Annotated in this window: 25 protein-coding genes; 7 read left to right on the top strand and 18 right to left on the bottom strand. The window is 56.2% G+C overall.

The annotated features are described in order from the left end of the window. Positions 1-102 precede the first annotated feature (102 nt). The 9 genes from HNQ92_RS26055 to HNQ92_RS26015 form a co-directional block, all read right to left on the bottom strand. Complete coding sequence (locus HNQ92_RS26055) at positions 103-2,559, bottom strand: AsmA family protein (RefSeq protein ID WP_184179015.1); 2,457 nt, start codon at positions 2,557-2,559, stop codon at positions 103-105. 79 nt (positions 2,560-2,638) lie between these two features. Beyond that, the gene (locus tag HNQ92_RS26050) at positions 2,639-3,871 is read right to left on the bottom strand and encodes an alkaline phosphatase family protein (protein ID WP_184179013.1); all 1,233 of its coding nucleotides are present in this window, start codon (positions 3,869-3,871) and stop codon (positions 2,639-2,641) included. Between the two features lie 82 nt (positions 3,872-3,953). Continuing rightward, on the bottom strand, positions 3,954-4,118 hold the full coding sequence (locus HNQ92_RS26045; protein ID WP_184179011.1) for a FeoB-associated Cys-rich membrane protein: 165 nt from the start codon (positions 4,116-4,118) through the stop codon (positions 3,954-3,956). 42 nt (positions 4,119-4,160) lie between these two features. Further along, positions 4,161-4,694 carry a YfiT family bacillithiol transferase gene (locus tag HNQ92_RS26040; RefSeq protein WP_184179009.1) on the bottom strand — a complete coding sequence of 178 codons (534 nt, stop codon included), beginning with the start codon at positions 4,692-4,694 and terminating at the stop codon, positions 4,161-4,163. Positions 4,695-4,846: 152 nt separating this feature from the next. Beyond that, entirely contained in the window at positions 4,847-5,638 is a 792-nt protein-coding gene (locus HNQ92_RS26035) for an inositol monophosphatase family protein (RefSeq protein WP_184179007.1), read from the bottom strand. Then, positions 5,635-6,903, bottom strand: coding sequence for a lipoprotein N-acyltransferase Lnb domain-containing protein (locus tag HNQ92_RS26030; RefSeq protein ID WP_343063048.1), 1,269 nt, complete (start codon positions 6,901-6,903; stop codon positions 5,635-5,637). Before HNQ92_RS26030 ends, HNQ92_RS26035 begins: the two co-directional genes overlap by 4 nt. After that, positions 6,869-7,537, bottom strand: a complete 669-nt coding sequence (rsmI, locus tag HNQ92_RS26025; RefSeq protein ID WP_184179005.1) for a 16S rRNA (cytidine(1402)-2'-O)-methyltransferase — start codon at positions 7,535-7,537, stop codon at positions 6,869-6,871. Before rsmI ends, HNQ92_RS26030 begins: the two co-directional genes overlap by 35 nt. A 212-nt stretch (positions 7,538-7,749) precedes the next feature. Continuing rightward, on the bottom strand, positions 7,750-8,493 hold the full coding sequence (locus tag HNQ92_RS26020; RefSeq protein WP_184179002.1) for a LytR/AlgR family response regulator transcription factor: 744 nt from the start codon (positions 8,491-8,493) through the stop codon (positions 7,750-7,752). Continuing rightward, positions 8,493-9,539, bottom strand: coding sequence for a sensor histidine kinase (locus HNQ92_RS26015; RefSeq protein ID WP_184179000.1), 1,047 nt, complete (start codon positions 9,537-9,539; stop codon positions 8,493-8,495). The genes HNQ92_RS26020 and HNQ92_RS26015 overlap by 1 nt, the downstream gene beginning before the upstream one ends. Before the next feature lie 268 nt (positions 9,540-9,807). On the opposite strand from HNQ92_RS26015, the gene HNQ92_RS26010 reads away from it, so the two are divergent. Beyond that, positions 9,808-10,551 (top strand): hypothetical protein, encoded by a 744-nt coding sequence (locus tag HNQ92_RS26010; protein WP_184178998.1) that lies wholly within the window; start codon positions 9,808-9,810, stop codon positions 10,549-10,551. A 95-nt stretch (positions 10,552-10,646) separates the two neighbouring features. On the opposite strand, the gene HNQ92_RS26005 is transcribed toward HNQ92_RS26010, so the two are convergent. Next, positions 10,647-12,008, bottom strand: coding sequence for a serine hydrolase domain-containing protein (locus tag HNQ92_RS26005; RefSeq protein ID WP_184178996.1), 1,362 nt, complete (start codon positions 12,006-12,008; stop codon positions 10,647-10,649). Positions 12,009-12,232: 224 nt separating this feature from the next. On the opposite strand from HNQ92_RS26005, the gene HNQ92_RS26000 reads away from it, so the two are divergent. After that, the gene (locus HNQ92_RS26000; protein ID WP_184178994.1) at positions 12,233-13,594 is read left to right on the top strand and encodes a hypothetical protein; all 1,362 of its coding nucleotides are present in this window, start codon (positions 12,233-12,235) and stop codon (positions 13,592-13,594) included. A gap of 99 nt (positions 13,595-13,693) precedes the next feature. Here HNQ92_RS26000 and HNQ92_RS25995 read toward each other — a convergent pair whose 3' ends face one another. The 5 genes from HNQ92_RS25995 to HNQ92_RS25975 form a co-directional block, all read right to left on the bottom strand. Next, positions 13,694-14,953, bottom strand: coding sequence for a sialidase family protein (locus HNQ92_RS25995; RefSeq protein WP_184178992.1), 1,260 nt, complete (start codon positions 14,951-14,953; stop codon positions 13,694-13,696). 302 nt (positions 14,954-15,255) lie between these two features. Next, positions 15,256-15,504, bottom strand: a complete 249-nt coding sequence (locus HNQ92_RS25990; RefSeq protein ID WP_184178990.1) for a 4a-hydroxytetrahydrobiopterin dehydratase — start codon at positions 15,502-15,504, stop codon at positions 15,256-15,258. Positions 15,505-15,537: 33 nt separating this feature from the next. Next, positions 15,538-15,972: a hypothetical protein gene (locus HNQ92_RS25985; protein ID WP_184178988.1), complete on the bottom strand. Its 435-nt coding sequence runs from the start codon at positions 15,970-15,972 to the stop codon at positions 15,538-15,540. A 58-nt stretch (positions 15,973-16,030) separates the two neighbouring features. Next, the gene (locus tag HNQ92_RS25980; protein ID WP_246440873.1) at positions 16,031-17,011 is read right to left on the bottom strand and encodes a sialidase family protein; all 981 of its coding nucleotides are present in this window, start codon (positions 17,009-17,011) and stop codon (positions 16,031-16,033) included. A gap of 151 nt (positions 17,012-17,162) precedes the next feature. Beyond that, positions 17,163-17,903, bottom strand: coding sequence for an NYN domain-containing protein (locus HNQ92_RS25975; RefSeq protein ID WP_184178984.1), 741 nt, complete (start codon positions 17,901-17,903; stop codon positions 17,163-17,165). A gap of 162 nt (positions 17,904-18,065) precedes the next feature. Here HNQ92_RS25975 and HNQ92_RS25970 point away from each other — a divergent pair, with 162 nt between their 5' ends. From HNQ92_RS25970 to HNQ92_RS25960, 3 genes are all read left to right on the top strand, one after another. Next, complete coding sequence (locus HNQ92_RS25970; protein ID WP_184178982.1) at positions 18,066-18,518, top strand: OsmC family protein; 453 nt, start codon at positions 18,066-18,068, stop codon at positions 18,516-18,518. Positions 18,519-18,523: 5 nt separating this feature from the next. Continuing rightward, positions 18,524-19,318 (top strand): thymidylate synthase, encoded by a 795-nt coding sequence (locus HNQ92_RS25965; protein ID WP_184178980.1) that lies wholly within the window; start codon positions 18,524-18,526, stop codon positions 19,316-19,318. A gap of 107 nt (positions 19,319-19,425) precedes the next feature. After that, positions 19,426-21,768: an Ig-like domain-containing protein gene (locus tag HNQ92_RS25960; RefSeq protein WP_184178978.1), complete on the top strand. Its 2,343-nt coding sequence runs from the start codon at positions 19,426-19,428 to the stop codon at positions 21,766-21,768. Between the two features lie 42 nt (positions 21,769-21,810). On the opposite strand, the gene HNQ92_RS25955 is transcribed toward HNQ92_RS25960, so the two are convergent. The 3 genes from HNQ92_RS25955 to HNQ92_RS25945 all read right to left on the bottom strand — a co-directional run bounded on the left by HNQ92_RS25955 (position 21,811) and on the right by HNQ92_RS25945 (position 24,351). Beyond that, a complete protein-coding gene (locus tag HNQ92_RS25955) occupies positions 21,811-22,083 on the bottom strand; it encodes a 2TM domain-containing protein (RefSeq protein WP_184178976.1) in 273 nt (90 codons plus the stop codon). Between the two features lie 21 nt (positions 22,084-22,104). Beyond that, positions 22,105-22,458 carry a 2TM domain-containing protein gene (locus HNQ92_RS25950; RefSeq protein ID WP_246440870.1) on the bottom strand — a complete coding sequence of 118 codons (354 nt, stop codon included), beginning with the start codon at positions 22,456-22,458 and terminating at the stop codon, positions 22,105-22,107. A 225-nt stretch (positions 22,459-22,683) separates the two neighbouring features. After that, entirely contained in the window at positions 22,684-24,351 is a 1,668-nt protein-coding gene (locus tag HNQ92_RS25945; protein ID WP_184178974.1) for an N-acyl-D-amino-acid deacylase family protein, read from the bottom strand. 322 nt (positions 24,352-24,673) lie between these two features. Here HNQ92_RS25945 and HNQ92_RS25940 point away from each other — a divergent pair, with 322 nt between their 5' ends. Further along, positions 24,674-25,261, top strand: a complete 588-nt coding sequence (locus HNQ92_RS25940; RefSeq protein ID WP_184178972.1) for a class I SAM-dependent methyltransferase — start codon at positions 24,674-24,676, stop codon at positions 25,259-25,261. Positions 25,262-25,283: 22 nt separating this feature from the next. Next, on the top strand, positions 25,284-25,553 hold the full coding sequence (locus HNQ92_RS25935; RefSeq protein WP_184178970.1) for an acylphosphatase: 270 nt from the start codon (positions 25,284-25,286) through the stop codon (positions 25,551-25,553). Positions 25,554-25,556: the final 3 nt, after the last annotated feature.

The raw sequence follows: 25,556 nt of genomic DNA, 5'->3' as shown, positions 1-25,556 counted from the left end.
TTATTTACCCGCAAAATAGTAAAGAATGGGTACAAATAATAATGGAAGTACCCTAAAGTACCCCTCAGCAAGGTACTTCAAGGTGGTTTTATAGCAAGAAAATTACTTCTTACGGAACCGTTTGATGGGATCATACTTGATGTTTACTTCGCCGTTTTCGTCGCGGGCACGCAGGAAAATATTGCGCCCTCGCAGCGTATCGGCGTCGGCCATCTGAAACTCGTAGCTGGAGTCGCGGCGTTTCAGATTGCTCAGCGGAATCTGGATGCTCAGGTCGGTTTTGTCGCCAAAGCTGTAGATGCCGTCCACGAATAAAGTCAGGACGTTGGATTCAATCTGCATCTGCTTTACGGTAATTTCCTGCCCTTTGAGCGTAAACTCCTGCCGGATGGGGGCCAGGCGTACGTGGCCAAAATCCCGGTTTTTAAAAACCAGCCGCTTGATTTTCAGGAAAGGCTCAAACTGGATGATCTGCCCGTTGGTGAGGTTGATGGCGAGTTTGCCCTGCATCGAAGCCGGTACCGGCGCGGCGGCGTTGGTGAGCTGCGACTGAAACGTGAAGTCGGAGTTGAGGGTACCTTTCAGGTTTTGGTCGGTGACGGCCTTTTGTCCAAAATTGGCAAACGAATAAAAAACCGAGCGCACGTCGGCGTTGATGAGCCGCCCCTGCGCGTGAAAACGCGGCAGGCCCTCGCTGGAGCGGTGGGTGAGGTTACCCGACACCTGGATTTTGCCCCGGAAGGCATTGAGCGAGAAATTATCCAGGCTCACCATGCGGTTGGTCACGGTGAGGTTGCCCCGGACGTTGGTACCCGTAAAGCGGCGGTACCGTACCCGGTTGGACTCAATGCTGGCCTTTAGCTCCAGATTTTCGATGGTGTTGTCCAGCAGCTCCGACAGCTTGAAGTTCTTGCGGCTCTGAGGGCGGGGCGTTTGTGGGTTTAGGAGAACCGCCAGCCAGTTGAGCTGCCAGTCGGGTATTTTCAGTTGTACGGCGGCCTTGGCCGGTTGTTCCGAGCCAAAGAGCGCCAGCAGCAGCCCCGTCGATTTGCCCGTTACCGTCATCCGGTTTTGCCCGTCAGACAGCGTGAGCTTCGGAATCAGGAACACGTTTTCGTTAAAAGTAATATCGCCGTTGATGTCGCTGATACCTACCTTTTGGGGCAGGTACGACACGCCCAGGTTGCGAAGCCGGAGCTTGCCGTCGACGCTGCCGTTGAGCCGGTTGCGGCCAGGTGTGTAGAAGGCCCGCAGGCTGCCGTTGTAGTAAAAATCAATGTGGGCCGTCCCTTTGTTGACGCGGTACCGCTCGGGATCCAGCAGGGCACTCAGCGAGCTGGAGTCGGCGTGGATGGCACAGCGGAGGATCGTCTTTGGATTGGCTAAGTTGCTGATGATTAAATTTCCGTACAGGGGAATGCTTTCAAAGTACCCTTTTACCCGCGTTCCCACAATGGAGGAATTCTTATTGCCGGCGGGTAAGTTGGGGTTGAGTTGGTTGGTGAAGGTACCTTCGGCCCGCATCTTTTTGAAAGTACCCAGCGCCAAGGAGTACTCAAAAGGCTCGGTTTTGAACCGCACGTGCACCCGCGGCGTGTCCACGCTCATGGCCCCTTTGACCTCCACCCGGGCCTGCACCACGGGCAAGATCCCCACGGCCCGGATTTTTTCACAAAGTACCTCCGGCAGTAGCTCCAGCGCCCGGGGCACGGGCATGTCTTCTACGGTAAAACGCAGGTCCATCTGGCCGGGCTTGGTGGAGAGGTCAAAGTACCCCTCGATCCCGATTTTCTCCTTAGTGGCAATCTGCAGTACCGAAGGGGCCAGCAGCTCAAAGCGGTTTTGGTCCGGGTCGTAGGCCAGGCGCAGGTCGGTGTAGGTTTCCTGCTGCGTAAGAAAGCCCCCCTTGCTGGGGTTGAAGAGCAGCTGCTCAAAAAAAATGGTGCCCTGCCAGCGCGCCTCCCAGCCCTGATCGGTGCGGTTGACGCGGTTGGTCACGGAGTGGAGCCGGGCCGCGTACGATTTCCCTTTCAGGGAGTCGGCGTAGCTTACCCGAAAATTATCAAAACGGAGCCGCTTTATTCTATTGATAAAATTGGCGTTGAAATCGGAAGAGCGCTGGCGGGTAGTATCTCCGGAACTTCTAAAGAGCGAAAGGTTGGAATAGCCGTCGGTCCGGACAAAGATGGAAAGCTCGCCCTCCTCGACCTCCAGGCTCTGAATCCGGACTTCCCCCACCAGCACCGGCAGCAGGTTGAGCACTACCCTTACGCGCTGGGCACGAAGCAAGGGCGTTTGGTGCTGCTGGATGAGGGAGTCGACGAGCCGCACATTGAGCAGTGAGAAAGTAAAACCGGCCCCGTCTTTCAGCGGCGTGAAGGCGTAGTCGCCTACTTCCAGCTGCCCGCTGATGGATTCGTTGAGTTGCGACTGAATTTTCCGGAAGAGCTCATCTTTGTGGCTGTTCACCCATAACAATACGCCGCCCACCAGCAGCATAACCACCAGCAGCAGAATGGCAAAAACCTTAAGTACCTTGGAGAGCATAGGGGGATTCAATCGAACCTCGTTTTTTTTAGGGTAACTAGTCTGTAGGTACCTCTACAATAAGTGTGCCCACCAGCAAGTACCTCCGGGGCTATTTCAGCACCAGCCAGGTATTTACCCAGTTGTGGGGCGCTTTGAGCAGGACTTTGTAAAAATCCGAGGGGTACTTGGCCAGATCCAGGCGGTATTGACCGTCAGAAACGGGCACGGAGCCCAGCGAGAGGTACCTGTCCGTGCCGCCGGTTTCGTGGTGGTTGGTCGTGGCAAGAAGTACCTCCACGTGCCCCTCCGGGGAAATTACGTCCCAGCTCAGCTCCAGTTGCCCCGCCACGGCCACGGCTTTGGGCTTACTGATCGATACTTTTCCCACAAAAGGCACCCCGTCCAGCTCTTCCCGCACCGCGGTAGGTACCTCCACGCGCAGGTGGCGCAGCAACGAGGGCGCGATGTCCACAACGGCGGGTGTTTGGTGAAAGTACTCGTTGAGCGGCTGCGCGTTGGTCACGATCCAGGTAGTACGTTCGCGCTCGGTTTGGCCGCCGTGGCCTTTGCCGTCCTGCGGACTGCGGCCGTGGTCGGTCGTAACCACGATCATCCACTTTTCGGAGGTACTTTGCTCGCGTTCCTGAATGGCCTTCCAGATCCTACCTACCTGGGCGTCGGCTTTTTGCACGGCCTCGATCAGCTGCGGGCTGTCGCCGAAGGCGTGGCCCATGTCGTCGGTAAATTCCAGGTACACCCACGCCAGGTCGGGTCCTACTTCCCGCAGGTACCTTCCCGCCTCGGTCGACACGTGCTCGTCGATCCGGAAGAGGTATTGCTTGGCGGCGTCGTGCGGAAACAGGACCGTATCGAGCTCGAAACCGTCGAAGGCGTAGTCGAGCTTGAGGTGGCCGGTTTGGGGTAAGTTTTCGCCTATGAGCTTGGTGCGGTTGTCGAGCCAGGTGGAGAAAACGGCCGTCCTCAGGGCCGGGTTGGCTTCCTTGGCAATCCGAAAAACGGTAGGGTAATGGTAGTTGGGCGCTTCGATGCCGTTGCCCCAGACGTTGTGCTTGTGGGTCCAGGTACCCGTAAGGAGGTGGTTGTAGCCCACGGCCGAAATCGTGGGCGACTGCGAGTAGGTACCTTTCTGTCCGCCCACGTAGGAGCGGGTATAGCCACCTTGCTCCGCGATCTGATCCAGCACGGGCGTGGGTACTTGCTCGAGTACATCGGCCGGAATGCCGTCCAGAATGATAAACACGGCCTTGGGCTGAATTGCCTTGGGCTGTGCCTGGGCAACAATGAAAAAGGTACTTAGTAAAAGCGTAAAACCATACTTCATAAGCGAAGGGGTACTTGGGTAGGGAAGAAGTCAGCTAGGGTACCTGGCATCAGCAGGACGATGGGGGTACTTTGGATCTACCTCAACGTGCGGTACCTGCCGCCGAGGTAGCCGACGACTCCACCTCGCAGCCGCAGCCTTTGGCGCAGCCGCCCGTATCTTTGCGGGCGTAGGTTTTCCAGGCGCGTTGGGCCAGGTAGCCCAGCGCGGCCAGAAACAAGACGATGACGATGAGTTGCTGTATCATAAAAGGACCTTTCAAACCGATGCCTCTACAACAAGGGGTACTTTACCAATGGTTCCGCTCGGCCAGCTGGTAGGCGTGCTGGTAGTGGTGCTCGCTGTGCCAGGCGTAATGAGCCACCACTTCGTCGAGCCGGATGGTGCGCTCGTTGGCCGGGTGGAAGTAGGTACGCGCCAGCTCGGCCTCGCCCAGCGAGTTGAGCAGCAGCGTCCAGCGCAGGTGCAGGTACTTCATCAGTTGCAGCGAGAGCTCCACCTGGGCCATTTTGGCGTCGGCGAGTTCGGCCCAGCGGGCTTCCTCGTAGGGCTTGATGGTGGGGTTGTCTTCGGTCAGCGCCAGCCGGAAGCGCTGGTAGGCGTTCAGATGGCTGTCGGCCACGTGGTGGATGAGCTGCCGGACCGTCCAGCCGTCGGGGCGGTAGGGCGTATCGAGGCGGTCGTCGCCCCAGCCGCCCAGCAGGTTGATGAATTTAGACGGCAGCGCACTGATAATCTGGATGCTGGATTTAACCTCCTCCAGGGTGTAGTGCGGCTGGCTTTCAAAGCGACCGATCGGGTAGCGCAGGCTTTCGAGTTCCATAGAGTCCGTTTTTTAATAAAAAAAAGAAAATAGCGATTCGTATTCTCAAAGTACCTTGTAGGCTATAAAACCTGGGCGAGGTACTTTCTGTTTTACTTTAATCGCCATGCCCCTGAGGGTACCTGAGCGGTACTTTTTGTACGATCTCCCCCTCAAAATAACTCCTTGATCACCGCCAGCAGCTCCGCGTGCACGGGCCCGCCCGCAATGATGTCGCCGCCAAAGAGGTAGGAGTCGCCGCCCTCGAAGTCAGAGACGATGCCCCCGGCTTCTTTGACCAAAAGTACCCCCGCGGCCATATCCCACGACTTGAGGTTGTACTCATAAAAGCCATCGAAGCGTCCGGCGGCCACGTAGGCCAGATCCACGGCGGCGGCGCCCATGCGGCGCAGGCCGTGGGTGCGCTGCATAAGTACCTTCAGGATTTCGAGGTACTGCGCCTGCTTGTCGAACTGGTAGTAGGGAAAGCCCGTGGCGAGCAGGCTTTGGTGCAGGTGCTGCGCCTGCGACACCCGCAGCGGCTCGCCGTTGCACCAGGCCCCGCCGCCCTGCCAGCCGTAAAAAAGTTCGTCGCGGTTGGGCTCGTGGATCACGCCCAGGAGCGGCTCCTTGCCGCGCGCCAGGCCCACGCTCACGCAGTAGTTGGGCAGGCCGTGCACAAAGTTGGCGGTGCCGTCCAACGGGTCAATGATCCAGTTAAGGGCTTCGAGGTCGGGCGCCAGGCCGGTGGTATCTTCTTCGGTAATGAAGCTGGCCTCGGGCAAGATGGAGCGCAGGCCTTCCACCAGGCGTTTTTCGGTTTCTTTATCGACGTACGACACCAGGTTGTTCACGTCTTTATACTCGATGCTGTCCAGCTTAAAAATAGCCGCTTCCTGCTGAATAAAAGCCGAAGCTTGCTTCACAATGGCAATGGTTTGTTGGGTAAGTACTTCCAGGTTCATGCGTTGGGCGTTGGGTTGGGCGGGAGGCTACTCAGCGCATTGTTGAGGTAGTACACCCGCGTAATCAAAATGAGTAAAATGGGAATGACGACGTAGTTGTGTTTGAGTAAATTGGCCGTGGACGCCAGCAGCAAAATGCCATAGCCCATGAGCATAAACTGAAACCACGCGCCCGGCTTGCGGTGGTGCGAAAGCCGGAAAATGAGCGGAAACCACAGCGGAAACGCCCAGAGGATGTCGTAGTTCCAGGCCGTGACGCCGTGGTTGGTGCCAAACCACAGCAGCACAATGAGCCAGCCTACCAGCCCCACCACGGTGAAAAGTACCTTGTCGAGGCCGAAGTGGAGGCGCTTGGTCTGGATCTGCCAAACGGTAAAGGCGACGATCAGCAGCGCCAGCGCCCAGAAAAAGAATTTGGGCGTAAACCAGCTGTCGTTGACGTCGGGCGTGGAAACGAAGAGGTCGGTGGTGGCGGCTACCAGGGGTACTGGCTGGCCGTTGCGCAGCAGCCGCGCCTCGTCGAAGGCAGCGCTCAGGTTGTCGGGCAGAAAGGTAGCTTGCAGCGGCGTGGCCACTTCGTCCGACGGCGCACCGATGGCCAGGTCCATGCCGAAGTCGGCCCAGGGTTTTTGTACGTAGGCGTAGCGGTCGATCCACTGCCGGAAGCTCAGCGTGTCCTGGGTGTAGCCCGGAAACGACAGGCTGTCGCCGCAGGCGGCCACCAGGGCGTCTTTGAGGCGGGTGGAGCAATTATCAAAAAAGAATTTGTAGGAATACTCCCGGTTTTCGGGCAGGAGGTTGGTTTCCAGGTACCCAAAAAGCCGCTGCTTTTGCTCGGGCGTGAGGGCAAGTACCTGCTGCACCACGTAGCGGTTTTCCGACTGCCAGTAAAAAAGCTGCGGCGCGAGCGGTGCCACCGAAATCTGGTAGGGCAAGGTACCCCGCATGAATTTCAGGTAGAAATTGCTGGTCTCGAAGTTGAAGGTGCCGTAGCTGTAGGCGCGGTCGAGGCCCAAGGTAGGGTCGGAGATCCACAGGGCGCTGTGGCCAAAGCTAGAGTAGAGCTCGTCGCCGGGCCCCACGGTGATGAGGCTCACCTGCGCGTCGGCGCTGAGCGAAAACTGCGCAAACGACGGACGCATGATCAAAAACAAACCGAGCCAGAGCAGCCGCCGAAAGGTACCTGGGCCCGGTAGGGGGTGGCGGCAGAAGCGGGTCCGGAGAGGTACTTTATGCCTTTCCGGCAATGACGATAACAATTTCACCTTTTACGTTTTTTTCGGTAAAGTAAGCAATAATTTCGTCCAAAGTACCCCGCACGTTTTCTTCGTATACCTTGGTCAGTTCCCGCGCCACGCTGGCCGGGCGATCGCCGCCCAAGTACTCCGCAAACTGCTGCAGCGATTTCAGGAGGCGGTGCGGCGATTCGTAGAAAATCATCGTACGCTCCTCCTCGGCCAGGGCCTTCAGGCGGGTTTGGCGGCCTTTTTTGTGCGGCAAAAAACCTTCAAACGTAAAACGGTCGCAAGGAAGGCCGGAGTTCACGAGGGCGGGCACAAAGGCCGTCGGGCCGGGCAGGCACTCCACCACTATCTGGTACTTGATGCACTCGCGCACCAGCAAAAAGCCCGGGTCCGAGATGGCCGGGGTACCCGCGTCCGACACCAGCGCCATCGTTTCGCCCTTGAGCATCCGCTCCAGCAGCCGCGTGATGGTCTGGTGCTCGTTGTGGATGTGGTAGCTCTGCATGGGCTTGTTGATGCCCAGGTGCTTCAGCAGGTTGCCGGAGGTACGCGTGTCTTCGGCCAGGACCACGTCCACGCTTTTCAGCACGTTGATAGCGCGCAGGGTAATGTCCTCTAAATTTCCGATGGGCGTCGGGACGATGTATAACTTCATGTACGATCAGGTAAGCGGGAGGCCGATTGATGCGCCGAAGATAGGGCGAAAAAGGCAGCGAGGCAACGGGTACCCGCCGGACCAGGCCGCGGTAAGGCCAGGTCAATGAAGCTATTTCTGGAGGTGTCGGGAAATCCTAGTTTTGTTTCTGCACATTCGAATGTGCAAAATGAGCTCAAAATTGCACATCCGACTGTGCAAAATTGATCCTTTCACAACCGACTACCCAGGCCAGCCTCCGGACGGTCTTTCTGAAGTACCTCGTCGAGCCGGGCTTTGTAGATCCGGCCAATGGGGATTTCGCGGTTGTTGATGCGAATGTACAGGGCGCTGATAGCCTGAATATGGTGCAGCGCCACGATGAAGGATTTATGAATTCTCAGAAACCGGTCGGGGGGTAGTTTTTCTTCGAGGTAGCTGATCCGCATGTACGATACCAGCGGGCCCGAGGGCGTGTGGATGCGCACGTAATCTTTCAGGCTTTCAATCCATAAAATATCCTTCAGAAATAGCTTAACCATTTCTTTATTTACCTTAAAATACTGGTACTCATGGACGGCCACGGCGGCTTGAGGTACCTCCGGCAAACCCGCAGGCGTGGGCAAAAACCGGTATATCTTGCCCACAGCCTGGCAAAAACGCTCAAACGAAACGGGCTTCACCAAAAAATCCAGGACGTCAAACTCGTAACTATCCAGCGCATATTCCCGAAAGGCGGTCGTGAAAATCACCTTGGGTCGGTAGGCCAGCGGGCGAAGTAGTTCAAAACCGGTCAGGCGGGGCATCTGAATATCCAGAAAGACCACGTCAACGGGCGTATACTGTAAAATACTGAAAGCCTGCGAAGGACTATTCGAGATGCCGGTCAGCTCGAGGTCGGGCAGGCGGCCGATGTAGTCCCTGAGCAGGTCGGTGGCCAGCGGTTCATCATCCAGTACAAAGCAGCGAATGGCCATTAGCTTAGGGTAAATTTTAGGACGGCCAGAAACTGACCCTCTTCCCGTAAAGTAATCAATTCATAGTGGCCCGGAAAAAGAAACTCCAACCGTTTTTTTAGGTTGGCCAATCCCAGGCCGGGCGTGGAGGGTTTGGGGGGCACGTCGGGGATGGAGTTTTCGGCGGAGAAAACCAGCTGGTTGCCCCGGCGCGAAAGCTGAAGCTGAATCCAGCAATCCGTTTCGGACTGGGCGGCCCCGTGTTTGAAGGCGTTTTCGACAAAGGGCAGCAGCAGCATGGGCGGGATCAGCAGGTCCTGTACCTGTTTTAACTCACCAAAATTCGTCTGCACATCCAGCCGCTCGCCGTAGCGAAGCTGTTCCAGCGAGATGTAGTCGGTCAGGTAGTCAATCTCCTTTACAATCGGGACCATCGGGCGGTGGCTTTCGTGCAGCTGGTAGCTCAGCAAACCCGCGAGCCGCTGCAGTAGGTTCGGCATTTGGGCGGGCTTATGCATCGACACCGACACCAGGTTGTTGAGCGTATTGAACAAAAAATGGGGCTGCACCTGCGACTGCAGCAAGTGGTACTCGGCCTGTACTTTTTCGCGCCGGTAGGTCTCGCTGAGGCGCTGCTGTTGCAGGGCGTGACGCACCAGATCCACCGCCACAAAGAGGGCGATCACCAAGTGAAGCTGCATGGATTCGGCCAGGATTTTGGGCCAGTAGAGGTAGGGCTTCAGCAGCCCGTCGGGCCAGTAGATGGGGTAAAACCAGGTGTAGCTGATGGCCCGCCGCAGCAGCCCAAAAACCAGGATTCCCGCGCCCAGGCTCAACCAAAAGCCCGTCAGCCGCCCTTGCAACAGGAAGTAGCGCACCGTGACCAGCAGGTGCCAATACCCGGCCAGCAGCAACAAAGGCAGGTGCAGCGTAATCATGTACAGGCTTTGCTGGTAGTCGTCCAGGTAGGTGCCGGTATTGAGCCATTCAAACAAAAAGAAACCGACCCAAAAAATACCTTGTACCCAGGCTTGCCGGTACGGTTTCGGTGTACGGTGAGGGGTCATGCGTGCTATAAGTACCTTGGAAATAAGATGATAAATCTAGGCAAAATTCAACGGATTTTTCGGTGAAACGACCTCGGAGCCTGGATTTCCTCCCCAAGGGCCCAAAATTTCGACGAACGACCTATTTTCTCGCTGAACCGCGGTTCGTAGCTGAAATAGGTGAAAGGGCGGGGTAGGGGGTACGTTGGGCTAAAATTGAAAAAAATGACCAAAATACCGCTTTGCTTTACAGCCAGAAAAACACAAACCACCTTTCCATCTATTGGCCATGAAAACCTACTTCACTACTCCCCGCTTACCCCAAGCTTCCCGGCGTTGCTACTTCGCACTGCTGGTTATTTCTGTGCTTTCGCTGCCAGCGCACGGCAGCCTGGCGCAGGCTCCGGCCCGTACCCCCGCCACCGATTCGACTCAGGGCTACTGGCGGCTCAAGACCAACGCAGCCACCCGAAGTACCCACGTCCAGTTTTTCGGGGCCGATCACCACCTCCTTTACGAAGAAACGCTGCCGGAAAAATGGGTGAAGCTCAATCGAAAAAACCAACGGCAATTTGACCGCTTGCTGGCTGATCTACAGGCGCACCGGTACCTGGCTTCCCGCCTCAAAACCGAAGCCTTACCCGCGCCACCACCCGCCGCCCCGGCTCGGTCTGACGGGGCCGGGGCGGCCTCAGACGCCACCACCAAGTACCAGGTCAATGCGCACGTCGACCAGACGGGCAAGCTCTATCTGGCCGTCAATAGCCCCGAGCGGTTGCGCTACATCATTAAACTCGTGGATGAAAGGGGTACTTTACTGTACGAAGAGGCCGCCAATCACGCGCAGTACCGGCGTAGAATGGACGTGTCGGCCCTGAACAAGTACCGGGTCATTATTTTCATCGACAAAAAAAGGCACGTATACGAGGTGGATCGCCAGCTGACTCAGGACTCTTTCCGCCTTCAGCCCCTGCCGGTCTTGCCGCCGCGGGAAGTACCTGCTCCCCCGGCTGATGGCCACCTGCTCCAGTAGGGAAAAACAGGGTATTTTTATTAGGTTGATTAAACGAATAAAAGTGGCTGCTGGCCACTTTTATTTTTTAGGGGTACTTTGATCAGGCGGGGTCGCTACGGCTTCCTCACAAAATCCATTTTGTTGGGGCCTTGCGAAAAATGAAAGGCTTGCTGGCCGTCTTTTTCAAAGAAATTCATCTCGATTTTGGCCATTGTAAACCCAAAACTGGTGTCCGAATAGGACGTGAGCTTAAAGGCGCTTTGTCCCGTGGCTTGCCCGTATAGCTTTCCATCTTTTACAAACACCTTGATTTCCAGCGGAAAACCCGGCGCGGCGTAGGTGCCTTCGTAGCGGCTAAGTACCCCCGGCGCTACCTCCACCTCCGGCTTTACCGTCAGACTGGGGAACTGCAAGGGAGCGCCATAGGCGGCGTTCAGAATCTGGATGGAAATGTCGTTGGGGTCGAGGTGTTTTTGGCCGTTGATCAGCCTTACGAAGAGCGTCTTGTCATCTGGATTGTACCCCACATAAGAATAGTAGGTTTCAATGCCACCACCGTGTCCGTAAAACGTACGGTTGCCGTAAGGTACCGTGCCCAAGCCAAAACCGTAGCCCTCTTTGAGCTCCATCATCCGGGCCAGGCTTTGGGTCGACACCAGCTTCCCGGCAAACAAGGCTTCGTAAAACAGCGCCAGGTCGCTGGCCGTGGTGGCGATGCCCCCGGCCGCGGCGGCCCAGTCGGTATTCCATTCGGGCTGGGTAGGTAGCCATTTTTCGCCGTTAAACACGTAGGATTTGGCAAAATTCGTCTGGTCGTCGGGTCGGCCGTAGTACGTATCTTTCAGGTTTAGTTTATTCAGAATGCGGTTCTGAAGCTGATTTATGTAGGTGTCTTTGGTGATCTCTTCAATGATAAACCCCAGCAACAGGTAGTTGGTGTTGCTGTATTCAAACCGGGAGTCGGGCACAAAATTGGTTTTCAGCGATTTGAAGCGCTCCAAAAACTGCTCCTTGGAAATAGGGGTACTTACCTCCTGCGCGAACGTGGGCGCATTGGTGTAGTTAAAAAGCCCGGAGCGGTGGCGCAGCAGCATTTCCAGCGTGATGCGGTCGGCGTTGGGCAGGGCCGGGTAAAAGCGCGCCAGCTTGTCATCGAGCTTGAGTTGGCCTTCCTCTACCAGCTGCATGATGAGCGTGGCCGTGTAGGTTTTGGTGATGGAGCCAATCAAAAACTGCGTTTTGGGATTATTCTTAATCCCCGCTTCCCGGTTTTGGTAGCCCGCCGAGCCCTGGTACAGCAAGGTACCTTCCCGCTTCACGAGCGCGTTGACAAAAAACAATTCGTGCTGGTCGTAGAACGCAAAGAGGCTGTCGGCGGCCGGCGTATCCAGTTTTTGCGCCGAGCCGCAGGAGCAGGTGGCGAGTAGTAGCGCGACAAAAATCAGATTTTTCAGGGAAGAGTAGTTTGGCTTCATAGGAGTAGGAACGGGACCTCTCACCGGTGGAGGTACTTTTATGGAAACGAAGTAAGAAAAACGCCGGGAAAGAAACCCGCATAATGGGATAAAGGCTTTTTTGTTGGGTACAAGCGGTAAAAACAAGCGCAGCGGCTCGAAATTCGGCAGGTACTTTTTGCCAGGTCCCTACCGAAAGTAAGCGCGGACTTTTACCTTTGCTTCGGATCAAACTTCATCAACACATGTCAAAAATTAGTTTTGTGGCCCTTTTTGTCGTTTCGCTGGGGGGATTGGTAGCTTGCCAGTCGCAGTCGGTGGAGGGTGTTTACGGCGGGGTCGAAATGAGCGTCAGTGCCATGGTAGGCGGGGGTATGCAGCGTAGCGATATTGTGCTGTACCTGCGTCCCGATGGTACCTTCACCGATGCCCTCCACAAGCCCGACTGGCGCACGGATGTGAAAGGTACCTACGTGGTGAAAAACCAGGAGGTGGTCCTGACTTATGCGGGCAAAGAGCGTAAAACGACGCACGAGATTCACCCGAAGGGGTACTTGTTGGCCTACGGGCAGTCGCCCTTATTCCCGATGGTGATGGACAAGAAAGTACCTGCTGGCGGCTTTAAGTACACGGGCGGAAGCGGGGGCGGAGGTGGCCTGAGCGGGATTACCTACGTAGGTTCGTTCAGCCAGCGTACCATCTATTTTGACGGAAAAGGTACCTTTAGCCACAAGCGCTTCTCCAGCACCGTGGTAGCCGGCGGCCAGGTAGGGGGCGGAAGTACCCGCGGCGATGACCAGGGAGGTACTTACGAATACAAAAACGGGGTACTTCAACTCAAGTACCGCAACGGCCAGCAAAGTACCCACAGTCTTTTTTTTATGGAAGGCAAAGATCCTTTCCTGGCTCTGGACGGCTACATTTACATGCCCGACAAGCCCGAGGAGGCCGACCAGAGCCAAACGAAAAGCGAGGCAAAACAGGTGCCTAAGGTACTTAGCCCGGCGGAGCTCCTGACGAAGGTCAGGGAGGTTCAGGGTGGAGACGCCCTGGACGCCATTAGCACAATACACATACAACTGAAAGACGCCCAGGGAAGAGAAATTGTGGCCCAAACCGACTACGAACGCCAGCGCGGCCTGGTGAAGATGCGAGCCGCGGGGCAACTGGTGTACGTGGAGTACTACGAAGGAAACAGCGGCTGGCAGTGGCTCCAGGGTAAAAAGACACCGTTGACACCCGCCCGTATGAAGGAACTAACCCTGGCCCCGTACCTGGGCGTGGCCGGGCTGAACCGGGAGAGAATTGCTACGCTGCGCAAAGGGACGGTTTCGGCCACTGAGGACGGAGGGTACGTGCTGTCTTACCAGGTAAACGGGCAAACCTTGAAACTAATTTTTGATCAGGATTTCCAGCTCGTGGGGGAAGAAAAGCCTTCGGCCAGTGGTACCGTGGCAGTGGCCATGAGCCGTTTCAAGAAAGTAGATGGAGTTTTGCTGCCTTTCAATGAAAAACAAACCGCAGGTAGTCAAAAAGTAGAGTTTCGCGTGTCGGACTACTTGATCAATCAGCTCGGTGAAAAGGATTGGGAAGTCAACCTTCCCTAAACTTGCTGAGTCATTTGTAATGAAAAATCCCCCGGTTCTACCAACAACCGGGGGATTTTTCAAAAGTACCTTTCAAAAGTAAAGTGAAGCGCTTGGCAATCAAATCGCCACGTGTACCAGCTGAATGGATTTCTTGGTACCGTTTCCAAGTACCTCCGAAGCAATCCAGAGCTCGTTGCCTACCGAAATCCCCACCGGGTTGGAGCCCTGGCCTACTTTGGTGAAGGCATCGGGCTTTACGGGAGCCTGGCCGGGAATGAGCTGGTACACAATGGCTGACTCGGCCCCGGTACCGGCGGCGGCTCTTTCTTCCCATACCAATACGGGCGCTTTCTTGGTAGCTACCAGGAAGGGATTCGTGGCCGACTGGCTCAATACCGTCAGGCGCTTGCCTTCTTGCGTAGCCAGACGCACGCCGGGCTGATCGGGGCCCGCCGAGTACCACGAGATCAGGTTGGTCCCTTTGCCTACCGTTGATACGGGCCCGGAGTGCGGGCAGCCGTTGATTTCCCACTTGTCGGCCAGGATCACTTCGGGCTTCGAGAAGGTTTTGCCGTGGTCGGTCGAGACCATCTTAGCGATGTCCCGGACGTTGTTGATGTTGGAGCGGTAGTAGATATTGAGCGCGCCCTTGGCGTCAACGAGTAGGCTGATGTTGCAGCAGTCGCAGGATTGTTTTTCCAGCATCCGCTCTTCCCCAAATACCCCCTTTGTAGAGGTGATCAGCCGGAGGTCGCGTTCGTGCGGATTGCCGGTATCCTTCAGGAAGGCTACAGCTACTTCGTCGTTGGCCATCACGATGGAGTCAAAAAAACCGCGGATGATGTTGGGCGTTTTGTCCTGGTGTACGGTAGCCGGGGCGGTCCAGGTAGCACCCAGGTCTTTTGATACCATGTATACGATCTGGAGGTCCGAAGGGCGGCCACCACGGGCGGGTTTCGCGCTGGCCTCGCTACTGTGACCGGCGTGGATACGTCCGGCGTGGCTGCTGTGCGCGCTGGCGCTACTTTCGGCCGGTTGGGGACTCAGGCCAAATACCGCCACCAGCGACCCATCCTTTTTGGCCAGTACCTTGGCCCGCATCAGCTTGGCATTCCGCAGGCCCCTAGAGGCATGCACCAACTGTTTTTCGGAGAAGGATTTACCCTGGTCTTTGGAAACGGCCCAGTAGAGGTAGTTGATGCCGTCGGCGTCCGTTTCAGACCATGACAGCCCCACTTGGCCGTTGGCCAGGGCCGTAAAGAGCGGCAGGGTGTACGAGCGGGTGGTGTCGGAGAAGTTTTCCGCGCCGCTGGCCCAGCCGGGAGCCGTGCACGTCAGGGCGAGAAGGAGCCCCGCCAAAATTGCTATTTTTTTCATTTTGACCTGTAATAAGGAGAACTGGAATTTTACTTTGCGTTGTCGGTGGGCAGGTACTGGGCTAGCCCTTCGGCGGACAAATATCCTACACAAAGCCCGAAACTGAAAGCTAAGGCCCAAGAAAGTTTTATTTAGACTAATTATTCTTAATTGGGCTAAGTCCTTAGAAGAGGTACTTCTAAAAGGTACTTGCATAACCAACGAAGGAAAGGTACCCCACCAAGTACCCCTAAAAACAAAAAACCGGGAAGCTATTTCGTGGCTTCCCGGTTTGGTGGGGTACTTGGACAGTACCTTGCTTATTAATCTTCGTCGAAATCGTCAAAGATGGCGTCGATGGCCTCGGCCAGCTGGTGGTCTTTCTCCGTGACTACGTCGCCGGCGTCGTGGGTAGAGAGCTCGATGTCCACCTGGTTGTACACGTTAGACCACCACGGATGGTGGTTTTGGGCTTCGGCTACCTCGGCTACCTGCGTCATGAAGGCAAAGGCTTCCTGGAAATCCGAAAACTCAAAGCTGCGTTTTAGTTTGTTTTCCTGTTCGATCCACATGGTTTTACTTGGTTCGTGAATGATGAAGTGAAATTAGGGCTTTTTCTGCGCCCGGAACTGAATGTACCGGGTGGGAGCACTGAGCGCCGCCGTACACTGAATGGTTTCGATCAGGTACAGCGCACCGTGTCGAAAGTACCCCTGGCCGGTCAGTTTGGTGACCCCGCAGGCGTCTTCGCCCAGGCCTTTGTCGTACGTAAACTGATCATCTCGCATGGTAACGATGTACTCAAACTCGTTGGGGCTCGTCTGTAAAATCCGGAACTGGCCCGGAGCGAGCTGGCTGACGGTCAGTGTCACCTGCACGGAATCGGTAGCGGCTTTGGAAGCCAGGCTCGACGAGCGGTAGCCTACGTAGGTACCTTCGAGCGAGTCCAGGCCCGGCGGGCGGGCTTCCTCTTCCTTTTTGCAGGCAAAGCCAAGCAGCAGCAGAACGAATAGCGATACGGGTTTCAAGACGTAGTTCATTTTCGGGGTTGTTCTTAGTAACAACAACGAATACGCCCCTTTCTACCGTATCCGACCCTTAATTCTTTATGTCCAGCGCTACGTATTGTACTTTTTTACGTTCGGAGGTGTAGGTGATATGTACGCGTCCGTCCTTGCTCTGAATCACGGCCGGGTAGCTAAATTCCCCCCGTTCCTGGTCTTCCAGCACCACGGCGTCGGTCCACTCTTTGCCGTCTTTGGAGAGCGCTACGCGTAGTTTCTGGCGGCCGTTGTCCCACTGTTTGCCGCGGGTGGTGGGGTTATACACCAGGAGCTGCCAGCCGTTGCTGAGCGTCACGGCGTCGGTGCCGGAGTTGGGGTTGAGCAGGGATAGCTTCTGGAGGGTACCCCAGGTTTTGCCGCCATCTTCTGACCACACCTCCACGACGCGGTCCTGCTTGCTGCGGCAGAGCATCTGCAGGCGGTTGTTGGGGTAAAATAGGATGCTTCCCTGAATCACGTCCAGCTCAGTTGTGGGGTCAACGGGCATTAGCTCCCAGGTTTTGCCCAGGTCGCGCGAGCGCTCAACGTGGGCCTTCCAGCCGTTTTTCTTGGACTCCGTGCTGGAGGGAGCCAGCAAAGTACCGTCGGTGAGTTGTACGGGTTTGTTTTTGATGGGCCCCAGAATGCCGTCGGGCAGGCGCTCGGGCTGGCTCCAGGTTTTGCCGTTGTTGTCGGAGGTACGTACCATGCCCCACCAGGTTTCGGGCGATGGCCCCACTTTATAAAACAGGAAGAGCTTTCCCTCGCGGGCTTTGAAAAGCACCGGGTTCCAGGTAGGGTAGCGCTTGTCGCCCACCACGCCGTCGGCCATCATCACGGGCTTGGACCACACGCCTTTTTCCTGCGTAGAAAGCCAGATGCACACGTCGGGATTTTTTTCGTGGGTACCGCCAAACCAGGCGGCCATGAGCTTGCCGGGCGTAACCTCCACGATGGTAGAGGCGTGGCATTCGGGCGTGGGGGGCTCGGTGTAAATAAATTTCCGCTCCACCACCGACACCTTGGGCTGAGCCATACTTGCTGTAGTAATTAGCATACCAAAAACAACCAGTGCGTAATGACGTATTGACATAAAAAAAGTAAAATGGGTTAGAAAAATGAGGATTAATACCAGCCAGTAATCAAGTACCCCTTGCGTGGATCTAAAGTACCTCCCGGCCCTGGTACTACTTGTTGCGCACGAAAACGTGTCGGCTGTTGCCCCGGCCCGACTCGCGCTCATCGACCTCAAAAGCCTCCAGGCTCTTGATGAGCAGTACCAGCTTGTTGAAGCCGTAGTTGCGGGCGTCGAAACTGGGCTGTTTCTTGAGCAGCAGGTTGCCCAGCTCGCCCAAAAACGCCCAGCCGTCTTCGTCGGCGATGTCGTCGATACTGCTGGCTATTAGTTTTACTAGTTTTCGGTCCGAACGGACTACTTTAGAGGTACTTTTTTGCGGAGTGGTTTTCTCGGCAGGCTCGGCCTGCTGGCCCAGAATTTCGATGTAGATGAAGCGGTCGCAGGCCGAGGTGAAAGCCGCCGGGGTTTTCTTTTCGCCCATCCCCAGTACCTTCATGCCCGCTTCGCGGAGCCGGATGGCCAGCCGGGTGAAGTCGCTGTCGCTGGACACGATGCAGAAACCATCCACGCGGCCCGTGTAGAGAATGTCCATGGCGTCGATGATCATGGCCGAGTCGGTGGCGTTTTTGCCCGCCGTGTAGCTGTACTGCTGAATGGGCGTGACGGCGTTTTCGAGCAGTACGCCTTTCCAGCCCGCCAGGCGCGGCGACGTCCAGTCGCCGTAGATCCGCTTGAAGGTAGGCGTGCCGTACTTGGCAATTTCCTCCAGCATACCCTGTAGGTTGGCGTAAGGTACGTTGTCGGCGTCGATCAGGACGGCCAGGCGAAGGTCGTTAACTACGTTTTGCATAGCGTAAAGGGTAGGATGGCTTGGGTACAAAGTAGGGCTAAAGAATCGGAACCCGCGAGAGTTTTTGGTTTTTATTTGAACCTTTCGCAAAGTAATCGGACTTTTGTACCCGTACGGAGGTACTTGCTAAAAGTACCCGGTTTCCATCGCAAACAAACCACCATGAAAATAGAACTTGTACGCCGTGACGACGCCTTTCATTTTGAGGCCAGCGGCTCATCCGAAGCGCTGGTCCATATTGACGCCTCGCAGGACATTGGTGGCCAAAATCTGGGCGTGCGCCCCATGGAGCTACTCCTGATGGGCCTGGCCAGCTGCAGTGCCATCGACGTGGTGCTCATCCTGAAAAAGCAACGGCAGGAAATTACCGACTTCCGGATCACGGCCGAAGGCGAGCGCGTCAAGGAAGACAACACCGATCGTAAGCCTTACCGCAACATCCACCTGCACTTTAAGCTCGCCGGCTACAACCTCGACAAAACCAAAATAGAGCGGGCCATCAAGCTTTCGATGGAAAAGTACTGCTCGGCCACAGCCCAGCTGGAAGGCTCGGCGGCGATTACGCACGAGCTGACGCTGGAAGAAGCCATCGAAAACATCAAACCACCCCACTGATCCTTATGCAGCAGTACCACGACCTTTTACGTCATATTTTGGAAAAAGGTACCCGCAAAACCGACCGCACCGGCACGGGTACCCTCAGCGTATTTGGGTACCAGATGCGCTTCAATCTACAGGACGGCTTTCCGCTCGTGACCACCAAGAAGGTACATACCCGCTCGATCATTCACGAGCTGCTGTGGTTCCTGAAAGGCGATACCAACATCAGGTACCTGAAAGAAAAAGGCGTGTCGATCTGGGACGAATGGGCCGATGCCAACGGCGACCTGGGCCCCGTGTATGGCAAGCAGTGGCGGAGCTGGGAAGCCCCCGACGGGCGGGTGATCGACCAGCTCCAGGAGGTACTTACGCTCCTAAAAAAAAGTCCGGATTCCCGGCGCATCATGGTGACGGCCTGGAACCCGGCGGATCTTTCCAAAATGGCCTTGCAGCCCTGCCACGCGCTGTTTCAGTTTTACGTGGCCGACGGCAGGCTGTCGTGCCAGCTCTACCAGCGCTCGGCGGATGTGTTTCTGGGGGTACCTTTCAACATTGCGAGCTACGCCCTGCTCACGCTCATGATCGCGCAGGAGTGCGGGCTGGAGCCGGGTGATTTTGTGTGGACCGGCGGCGATACGCACATCTACCTCAACCACCTGGAGCAGGTTCAGCTACAGCTTTCACGCGAGCCGCGCCCGCTGCCCAGCCTGCGGCTCAACCCCGCCGTGAAAAGCGTTTTTGATTTCCAGTTCGAGGATTTTACGCTCGAAAACTACGATCCCTGGCCGGGCATCAAAGCCCCGGTGGCGGTGTAGAGTTAGCAGAATGTTGTAAGGGCACTGCATAATTTTGTAAAAAAAATCTTGGGCTTTCGGGTACCTTTGGAAGGGTATAAATTCCTGCCTCCTTCCTCCGTAAACTCATGGCCTGGCCCTGTCGGATTGCTGTTTGCCTGCTGGTTATTTTGCAGGGTACTTTGCTGAGCGCTTCGGTGCAGGCTAAAGAAACCTGGCGTTTTACCGTACTGGTAGCCGTAGAGAAAAAAACGGCTGATTACTACCAGCAGCTTTATGCCAAAGACATTGAGACTATAGTGCGGGAACAGCTGGCTACGGTTAGCGCCAACTTTAATCGGACCGACCAATTCCACGGTGTCTTCGACTTTACGGCCACTTTGGTGTACGTCTTTGACGCATCGTTCCACCAATCGGTGCAGACCGAAATTTTCAAACCTCATCCGGGGCACGACTACAAGCTCGTGATCGATGGTTTTTCAACCGACCAATCGGGCGGCGGGTGGTACGGTTCCTGGGCTACTATTTGCCATAAGTGGGACTGGAATAGTTGGGGTGGTCCCTTCGGAGGGTATGCTACGGACGGCCTCACCCATGAGTTTGGGCACGCGCGCGGGGCCATTGACATCTATGCGCTGGGCGTAGATGCCGCCAAAAACCTGGTGAATGGGACGCGTTTTGAGCCCATAAATTCCATCATGAACTACCCCTACGACAACATCAGCTGGGATGAGCACACGGTGCATATTCTGAATCGGACGGGCGGAAACCGGATACCCAACGAAGACTACATTACCAAGGCTTTTACGCCCACACTCGGCCTTAAAACCCTGGACCAGAAAGGAAGGCTCCTGCCCAATGTACACCTGGAACTATTTGCGATTCCGTGGTTTTCGTATACCGTATCGCCCACGCCTTATCTCAGTGAGAACACCAACACAACCGGGGTCTATTCTTTTCCTGTCAATCCTTTCGGGCCGGCCGAAATCAACTACCCCTGGCACATTCGCTACTGCAATTTTTTGATCAAAGCAACCTACCAGGGCATAAGCGCCTACCACTGGATGCCCCTGTATGAGGTACAGAATGCGTACTTTCGTGATCCCGCCGCAACTCATTATTTTCACGAAATCACGTTACCCCTTTCGTTGCCTGATCCGGTCATTACGATCACGCACCTCAACAAGTCGTCCTTTTGTCCGGGCGACAGCATCGAAGCCACCTTTGTGGTATCAGGTGGGGATTTTGAGGCCGGGAATCTGTTCCGCCTCGAACTGTCTGACTGGGGCGCGGGGACTAACAAAAGGGTACTTGCCAGTGCCGCCGCAACCCAGTGTACTTCACTGAAAGCCAAGCTTCCGGACGATCTGTCTCCGGGCTTTTCCCAGATCAAGGTTGTGAGTAGCCGTCCCGTTACCGAAAGTACCCCCTACACCCTCAACCTGGTACCACGCCCCGCGCCTCCGCAGGTAGTGCCGATCGAAGTATGTGAGGGAGCCACGGCCCCTTTGCTAGAGCCCGTCGGGGCAGACTTTCGGTGGTATACCGATAGCGTAGGAGGTGTGAGCTCAGGTACCCCGCCCGCACTTAATACCCATATAGTGGGCGTAAGTACCTACTACGTTAGTCAGCTGCTTTTTGGCTGTGAAAGCGCGCGCGCCTCTGTGGCCGTGACGGTCAACGCCATCCCGGAGGTACCTCGGGTCGATAGCCTCGGCGTTGTTTATTGCCAGAACGCCCCACCTCAGCCGCTGCTGGCGCAGGGAGAGGAATTGCAGTGGTACCTGGAAGCCGAAGGGGGTACTTCGCTGGGGAGCCAGGTACTGCCTGCCACCGATGAAGTAGGTACCTTTGCCTACTACGTGGGTCAACGTATACGGGGCTGCGAGAGCGGGCGAAGTAGGCTGGAAATAACCATAAAGCCGCTAGCAACCGCTGTGCTGACGGGCAGCCAGACGGTCTACGCCGGTGAAGTAGCTACCCTGTCGGTGGCCTTTACGGGCCATGCGCCCTGGACATTTTCTTACCGCGACAGTACCGATGCTGGCCTGGGTCCCGAGCTCAGCCTCACGGCCTCAACCAGTCCGTATCGTTGGGAAGTAAGGCCGGTGCAAACAGCTAGCTATTTTCTGACCGGCGTGAGTAACGAGTGCGGGCCCCAGGTACCTCAGGGAGAACGCGTGGTGGTGGAGGTTATACCGATACTTGGTATCAAAGACCGGGCTTTTTCTCCTTCACTACTGGCCTATCCCGTGCCCGCCACCAGCGCGCTGACGGTCCGGATTCAGGGCTGGGGGGGGCCAGCTACGGCCCGGTTGGAGCTACTCGATGCGCTGGGACGTACGCAGCGAGAGCAGGAAATGCAAGGGGGAGAGGCGATCCTAAACCTCGACGAAGTACCTCCAGGGGGGTATATCTTACGGGTCCGGATGGGTGAACAAATGCTGACAAAGCGTATCGTGAAAAGGTAGACTCATGATGAGCCTACCTTTCCGGTATTCGGCATATTTTGCCTAGCGCCGTGAGCGTTCTTCTTCTTTCAATAGCTTTTGGTACTCGCGCTCGGCTACCCCGCCGTTGTCGTGGTAGGCGTGGTAGTACTCAAAACCCAGGCCCATTCCCCAAAAGATGAGCGGAAACATAGGCCAGAAAAAATGGCTGTAGCCGCTGGAAAAGTACCATATTCCGATGAGAAAGGTGTTGACAATCAGGTAGCTGATGGCGTTGTTTTTTACCCGGGCCCGCTGACGGGCGATGCGCCAGAGTTTTTCGTTGGTAGATTCCATGAGTTCTGTTTATGGAAAGGATTAATTCAATTCGTTACGTTCTTTCAGCAATTTGATGTACTCGCGTTCGGCCATACTCTGCTCGTTGAGATTGCTATAAGCCGAAAAGTAGTGAGACACCAGCCCAATGCCCCAACCCAGCATGGACCAGATCGGCCAGGGGTGGAGGTAGTTGTCCGTTTGAAGATTCATGAACAAGTAAAACAACCACAAGGCGCTGTTGACGATGAGGTAGGTACGGAGGTGGATTTTAAAAGCCGCGCGATTTTTGGCTTTCTTCCACAGGTACTTGTTACGAGACGATTCCAGGGAGGTTGGGTCGTTCAGGTTCACGTTGCTGAATGGGTTGGTTCCATCGGGGTTAATCGTTTCCATGGTTTCCGGGTTAGTTAGGTCAATAAAAGTAATTTACGTTGGGGGTTTTACCCGAATTGCTTGATACAAATGTACCTAGTGGCGGAGCTCCCCAGAAGTAAAATCGGACGAAGTACCCCTAAAACCAGCACCAACGTCGCAAAGTCGGGGATGAATCCGGGCGAAGCCGCGCGGAGCACTTCCAAGTACCCGGCGTTCCTCCTTCCAAGGGTAGTCAAGTAGGCGCTATTTTGGCTTCCAGCCGGGCCCCCGCACGGCCAGGCCCGGCATGGCGTGGGTATGGCTGCCGTTGTCAAGTACCTGAGTGCCGTTTACCAATACATGTACCACGCCTTCGGCCAGTTGGTGCGGCTTTTCGAAAGTGGCTTTATCCTGGATGGTAGCCGGGTCAAAAACCACCACGTCGGCGTAGTAACCTACCTGTAGCAGGCCGCGTTCCTTGATCTTCAGGCTTTGGCAGGGCAGGGCCGTGAGGCGGTGGATGGCCTCCGGCAGGCTGATGACCCGCTCGTCGCGGACGTACTTGCCCAGCAGCCGCGCAAAATTGCCGTAGGTACGCGGGTGGCGGCTGGCCTTCAGCCAGAACCCTTCCGGCGCAATGGAGCCCGCATCGGAGCCGAAGCGCATGTAGGGCAGGGCAATTTGCTTTTTGACGTTCTCTTCCGACATCATGTAGTAGGCCACGCCCACGCGGGAGTCGTCGTGCACCACCAGGTCCATGGCCGTTTCGGTCCAGGATTGGCCGCGTAGCCGCGCCACTTCGGTGAGGGTTTGGCCGGAGTATTTTTTTAGCGAATCCTGCTTAAAACCCAGCAGCAGCATCCCGTCGGGGCCGGAGGCCAGCGCCAGGTTTTCCCAGGCTTGGGTGGGGTCGGTCATGTCGGTGGCTACGCGCTGGCGCAGGGCGGGGTCTTGCAGGCGGCGGCGCCACTCCTGCAGGCCACCTTCCTGCACCCAGGGCGGCATGGCGGCGTCCAGGCCGGTGGCTCCGGCGGTGTAGTTGTACATGTTGGCGGTGATGGGCAGCCCCGCCCGGCGGGCGCTGTCGATCTTGGCCATAACGCGGTCCAGCTTAGGCCAGTTGGCCTGTCCGGCGGATTTGAGGTGGTAGATTTCCGTCGGGATCTGCGCCTGCTGGCTGATTTGAAACATTTCGTCCACGGCCTGTTCAAGGCGATTGCCCTCGCTGCGCATGTGGGCCGTAAACATCCCGCCGTATTTTGCGGCCACTTTTGCCAGCTCCACAATTTCCTCGGTGGTGGCGAAAGTAGCCGGTACGTAGATCAGCATCGTGGTCAGGCCCATGGCCCCTTCCTGCATGGCCTGTTCCACCAGCTTTTTCATGCGGCGGAGCTCTTCGGCGTTGGGCGCGCGGTTGATTTGTCCCAGCTCGTGCTCCCGTACCTCCGAGGCGCTCACGAAGGAAGCGAAGTTGGTCGCCACGCCTTTCTTTTCAAGGTGCGTCAGGAATTCACCCAGGGTAGTCCAGGGTACTTCGTACTTGTAGTCGCCCTGCTGGGCCAGCATGTCTTGCCGCATGGCTTCGGAGAGCGGGCCCATGGAATTTTCGCCAAAAACTTCCAGCGTGACGCCCTGGCGCAGGTCCGACAGCGAGCGGCCGTCTACCAGCAGCGAGCTGTAGGCGTGGCTGAGCATGTTTACGAAGCCCGGCGCTACGGCCAGTCCGCGGGCGTTGATTTCCCGTTTGGCTTTGCCTTTGAAAGTACCTATGGCCGCGATGCGTTGCCCCTGAATGGCCAGGTCGCCCGTGTAAGGTACCCCGCCGGAGCCGTCGTAGAGGGTACCGTTCCGGATGATGAGGTCGTAGGTTTGGGCGAAAAGGGGAACATAAACCAAGTACCCTAGTAAAAGAAGGAGTAGACGTTTGGTCATAGAGATGTAGGTTGGTAAAGTACCTTGGTACGGGTAGTTTGTCAAAGATACCACCGGGCCCCAGGTACCTTTCTAAAAAAATCGATTTTTTTTCCTGACTCTCTTCTTACGAGCGGCTCTTCCAAAATACCTTCGCACCCATTTTTATTCAAAGGTACCTTTTGGCCCAACGACCCCAAAAAATCGGCGGCACCGAAAGTACCTGTGAACCCAGGCCCAACGATTCATTCAAATAAAATCCGTAAAGTACCTGCTAGGTTCAGGGCGACCGCCTATCTTCGGACCAGAAAACCTCGGGGCTCGTCCAAAGTACCTTTTACCTATGGCTTTTTTTACGAAAATCAAGAATTTATTCAACCGGAAAGTACTGCGCCGCGACCGCGATCGGCTCAACTACCAGTACGAAACGGGCCGCTGGGGTACCCTGGGCGACCTGGAAGAACTGAGCCGGTTCAGCGTGATTGCGGGCTACGCCCAATTCCTGAAACCCCAGGGCCGCATCCTGGAGATCGGGGCGGGGGAGGGGTACCTACAGCAACGCTTCGACGCCTCCCGGTACAGCCTCTACTACTCCACGGACGTCTCGGACGTGGCCGTGGCCAAGGGGAAAGGCCACGAAAACGAAAAGACCAGGTACCTCGTGGCCGACATGAACACCTACGTGCCCGACACGGATTTTGATTGCATCATCATCAACGAGGCCATCTACTACGGCGGCTCGGTGGATAAGGTACTTGGGCGGCTGGCCAGGTACCTGCGCCAGGACGGCATCTTCATCGTGAGTGTCAACGGCGACGCGCGCAACGAACCCTGGCGCCGCATGGTGAACGAAAGTACCTTCCCCAGGATCGACCAAACCGTCGTGCAATGTACCCGAAACACCTTTACCATTACGGTGTTAGGGAAATAGTAAAAACCGGTAATACCTAACCATGAAACACCTGAAGATTACCGTACGGGGACGCGTGCAGGGCGTATGGTACCGCGCCTCGGCCGAAAAAAAGGCACAGGAGCTGGGCCTCAAAGGATTTGCCCAGAACCTACCCAACGGCGAGGTGTACATCGAAGCCGAGGGACCGGAGCCGCCGCTGCTGGCGCTGGTGTGCTGGTGCCACGAGGGGCCACTGCTGGCGCGGGTCGATGAGGTACATACCGAGGAAGGCGCGGTAGTGGGCTACGCTGATTTTACCGTAAGGCGTTAGTTT

The sequence above is a fragment of the Rhabdobacter roseus genome (genome assembly GCF_014202275.1).
Lineage (GTDB): Bacteria > Bacteroidota > Bacteroidia > Cytophagales > Spirosomataceae > Rhabdobacter > Rhabdobacter roseus.
The sequence above is the reverse complement of the archived record's forward strand: the minus strand, read 5'-3'. Positions and strand labels throughout refer to the sequence as shown.